This is a genomic window from Komagataeibacter melaceti, assembly GCF_003403295.1.
Classification (GTDB): Bacteria; Pseudomonadota; Alphaproteobacteria; order Acetobacterales; family Acetobacteraceae; genus Komagataeibacter; species Komagataeibacter melaceti.
Window position 1 is genome coordinate 1 of the sequence record NZ_QUWV01000215.1, and the last position, 3,656, is coordinate 3,656.

Annotated in this window: 6 protein-coding genes; 1 reads left to right on the top strand and 5 read right to left on the bottom strand. The window is 61.3% G+C overall.

Annotation, left to right across the window (positions count from 1 at the left end):
* Positions 1-143 precede the first annotated feature (143 nt).
* Entirely contained in the window at positions 144-542 is a 399-nt protein-coding gene (locus tag DY926_RS16445; protein WP_148707837.1) for a hypothetical protein, read from the bottom strand.
* 853 nt (positions 543-1,395) lie between these two features.
* Between DY926_RS16445 and DY926_RS16450 the strand changes: the two genes are divergently transcribed.
* Positions 1,396-1,800: a hypothetical protein gene (locus tag DY926_RS16450; protein ID WP_148707838.1), complete on the top strand. Its 405-nt coding sequence runs from the start codon at positions 1,396-1,398 to the stop codon at positions 1,798-1,800.
* 418 nt (positions 1,801-2,218) lie between these two features.
* Here the strand turns inward: DY926_RS16450 and DY926_RS18050 are convergent, their stop codons facing one another.
* The 4 genes from DY926_RS18050 to DY926_RS17730 form a co-directional block, all read right to left on the bottom strand.
* A complete protein-coding gene (locus tag DY926_RS18050) occupies positions 2,219-2,341 on the bottom strand; it encodes a hypothetical protein (protein WP_274541816.1) in 123 nt (40 codons plus the stop codon).
* Positions 2,334-2,642 carry a hypothetical protein gene (locus DY926_RS16455; protein ID WP_116704333.1) on the bottom strand — a complete coding sequence of 103 codons (309 nt, stop codon included), beginning with the start codon at positions 2,640-2,642 and terminating at the stop codon, positions 2,334-2,336. The genes DY926_RS18050 and DY926_RS16455 overlap by 8 nt, the downstream gene beginning before the upstream one ends.
* 56 nt (positions 2,643-2,698) lie before the next feature.
* Positions 2,699-3,355 carry a hypothetical protein gene (locus DY926_RS16460; protein ID WP_116704334.1) on the bottom strand — a complete coding sequence of 219 codons (657 nt, stop codon included), beginning with the start codon at positions 3,353-3,355 and terminating at the stop codon, positions 2,699-2,701.
* An 11-nt stretch (positions 3,356-3,366) separates the two neighbouring features.
* Positions 3,367-3,656, bottom strand: a 290-nt coding sequence (locus DY926_RS17730) for a hypothetical protein (protein WP_206609056.1), incomplete at its 5' end; no start/stop codon positions are given.

Genomic DNA, 3,656 nt, shown 5'->3' on the forward strand with positions numbered 1-3,656 from the left:
CAGATGATGCCGGGGAGTGTGGAGGCATGGGTCAAATCTCGATGAAAATTTCCGCCCTACCCGGGTCAGTTCTCAGTGAAAATCAACAATGTGTCTTTTCCATCATCAATATTAAGGAGGGTCTTTGTGATTTCTGGAGTTATTCAGGCGGCTTCCGGCCTGACCCGCTCCAACTGAACGTAGTGCTCCGCCCGTTCATTGAGCCGGGAGGCAATATCTTCTGGCGATCCATTCCGGCCGTCCCAGTCCCCGAGCAGTTCCCACCCGGCATACAAGGCGATATACCGGCGCCTTTCCGGATCTTCGGAATAGTTGGCCAGCAGATACCGTGCGCCATCGGGTACCACCATCCCGTCATGGGCAAGACCGTCAAACAGACGTTCAACGCCGTTTTGTGGCTGCTTCACATCCCGATAGCGCCACCCATGGCATTTAACCAGGGCGGCAAGCGTCTGATCGGAATAATGTGCGTCTTCCGGTTCCGCCGCCCCGCCTTGCGCGAGGTGAGGCACATTGCCTATCGTCTTTCCCACGTCGGACATGAACTTTACCTTCATTTCTGGCGCAGTCCCGGCGTGGTGTGAGGGCACCTGCCGGGGCGCTTGGGCCGGAAGGGCCAATCCCTCCCGACAAGAAAAACTTAGTACGGACACCAAAGAAACTCAAGCATAAAACGACAGAAAACCGCCAATAAAGGCCGTTTTTATTTGCGTTATTGTGTGTTTTTTCGGTTGAAATGAAAGTCAAAATGTCGGTTTTACTAGACCATATCCTGCCGGGGTTCCGGGGCGGCGAGCGCCCGGAGACGGTGACGGGAGTGAAGGGGATGGAGGCGTTTTTCTGAGCCACATCCTGCCCCCGGGCATGACGGTGGCGCGGACAGGGGGTCACGACCGGAGCGGCCCGAACAAGCCGGTCGGCCTGCGGGTGGCGCGGGGCGACGCCCTGCGACACACGCAGGACGGCCAAGGCGCAGGGAGGGTCGCGGAGCCGCGCAGCGGGGCCGAAGGCCGTCCTGGCGCCCTGGCCGGGGCACTGTCACACTGAAGCTGGATGCGCGGCCGTAATCCCCGTAACGGGCCTCCCTGGCGCGCCGCAGGCGTGACAGGGGGGTTGAGGAGCCGTCACGCTCCCCGATCCATTTTTCGACTTCATGCCGATCATGGACAAGGATGTGGGGGAGCATTAGCGCGAACGCGGACAGACCCCGCAGGGGGCTGGACTTCTCCTGGCGGCGCAGCCGTCTGGAGAAGCTTGGCGACCGAACCCGAAGGGCCACCCGCACCTTCTTTCGTGTCCGACCTTCCGGAGAGCGGATGATGCCCCATGGTGCTGCGAACCGGACCCACAACGGCTTTGGCTAGAACGTCCCTGTCAGGGAAATCCTTTCCCAGGATGAAGGCAACGGTCCCCGGCGGACCGACCAGACAGAGACAGGGGAGCCAGCGACAGATGCGGGTGAAGTGGATACAGGAACAGCCGGAACAGATTGGGGACATGCATGACGGGCCGCACCCCGACCCGGCGATGGCGAGCTCTCTGGCGTGGCTGAAGCCAGCGCCAGCGTCAAGCATGGCGACGCAGCGTCTGGCGCTTCGTTTCCGTGAGGAAGTTCCGGTTTCCGGGCGGATCGAGATGACCTGGGCGGGCTGGCGTTATAGTGCGGCGCGCGAAGAATGGAGCGTGGTTGTGACGGCAGAGACCGATCGGCTACGGCATGCGGAATGGGCGCGGTTCAAGGCGGCATGGAATGGACGAGCGCCGGACCCGCCAACCCTGCCGGGCAGTCTCCGGGACTGAATGTATCCGTATTTTTTTTCCTGATGCCTTTATGGCGTCGCCCGCGCGGTCAGGTCCGTAGCATCCTGAACAAGCCAGGCCGTCATGCGTATGGGGCGAGGCGATGCCTTGCGCCATACGCATGACGGCCTGAGCGTGGAGAGGGATGCGAAGCCGCGCGAGCGGGGCCGGAGGCCGACTTGACGGCGCGGGCGACGTTTCCGACGCTGGACCATGGCGTATGCGCCGCACGAACAGCCAAGGCGCCCCGAGGGGCCGCCTCTGGTGTGGTGTATGGTATCAAAGGGATTTGCGCAGTCGGGCCAGCCGGTTCGCGATCGGGCCAAGTGCTACCGCCACGATTCCAGTGAACAGGCAGAAGGGGACGGCAATCGTAAGAATGGAATGGGCCAGATCCATGTTCCAGTCCTCCTTTGTGTCAGAGCGACTGCCGCCATTTTGCAAGTCGGCTTGCAATCGGCCCCAGAGCCAGACCGAAAAGAAGCGTAAAGACGGCGAAAGGCACCACGATGCCGAGGGTGCTGAGCGTGAAATTATCCATTGTTGTCTCCTTTCGACGAGACAGCATCATTCCCGGAATCATATGGGATATACGCCAGAAGAGTCAAAGAAATGCCCTCAAAGATCAGGGACAGGAGACAGGCCACCAACACATGAGAACGGTTTAACGCGGTGTAATCCGTAATCATGGGCGTGAGAAAACCCACGCCCACCGCCCCGAGGGCCAATGTCTGGAAAGCCCCGGCAAGGGCCTTGAGTCTGTCTTCCCTGTGTTTCGGGGTCTGGGGCGGGGGGAGAAGCGCGCGCAGGATACGGCGGGCGGTGGCGTGGGTATCTGGCATTTTGTGTCCATTTTGGCACGGAAGGGGTGCCGGGCCATATGGCCCGGCTGGCTGGATCAGAAGCCGAGGGCGTCATTCCTGAGCGCCGCCGCCTGCTCCGACACGCTGCGGCGGTTATTTCCCACGTAGGGCTCCCATGCCTGCCCCATCAGTTCCTCGTATGCGGCACATGCCCCGGCGGCCACGCAGGCGAGAGAGTAGGCTTTTGCGGCGTGCTGCGCCGCGATTTCACGCAGGCCGTCCACCCGGTTCGCGCCGCCGTCGATGCCCATGCGGTCCTCGTCGCGGTGTTCGTTGGAAAATGCGTTCACGGCATCTTTCGCGGCCAGACGGCGCTTTTCGTAGAACTCCGCCGCGCCGTAGGCGGAGCGCACAAGGCCGTCAACCACCCGGTCGAGGTGGATTTTAAGCCCCTGATAATTCGGCTCCCCGCGATACATGGTGACAAGAACCGGCGCCAGTGTGGTGTACTGGTCGCGGATCATGTTGCTACCCAGCCCGGTGAGTTCGTCGGCGTCCCCGGCCTCGATGCCGAAAGAGCTGGTGATCTTCGCCATCTGGTCGTCATTGGGCGCAAGGTTCTGTACGTCCGCCAGAGACGGGGCGGCATAGCCCTTTGCGCGGGCGCGGGCTTCGTTCGCACGGCGGGCCTCGGCGGGGGACGCCTTGCCAGCGGGGGCGTTGTGGGCGATGGTGTTTGCAACGTCGGACATGAACTTGACCTTCATTTCTGGCGCAGTCCCGGCGTGGTGTTCGCTGCACCTGCCGGGGCGCTTGGGCCGGGAGGGCCAATCCCTCCCGACAAGAAAAACTTAGTACGGATACCCAAGTAACGCAAGCATAAAACGGCAGAAAACCGCCAATAAAGGCCGTTTTTATTTTCGTTATTGTATGTTTTTTCGGTTGAAATGAAAGTCAAACTGTCGGTTTTACTAGACCATATCCTGCCGGGGTTCCGGGGCGGCGAGCGCCCGGAGACGGTGACGGGAGTGAAGGGGATGGAGGCGTTTTTCT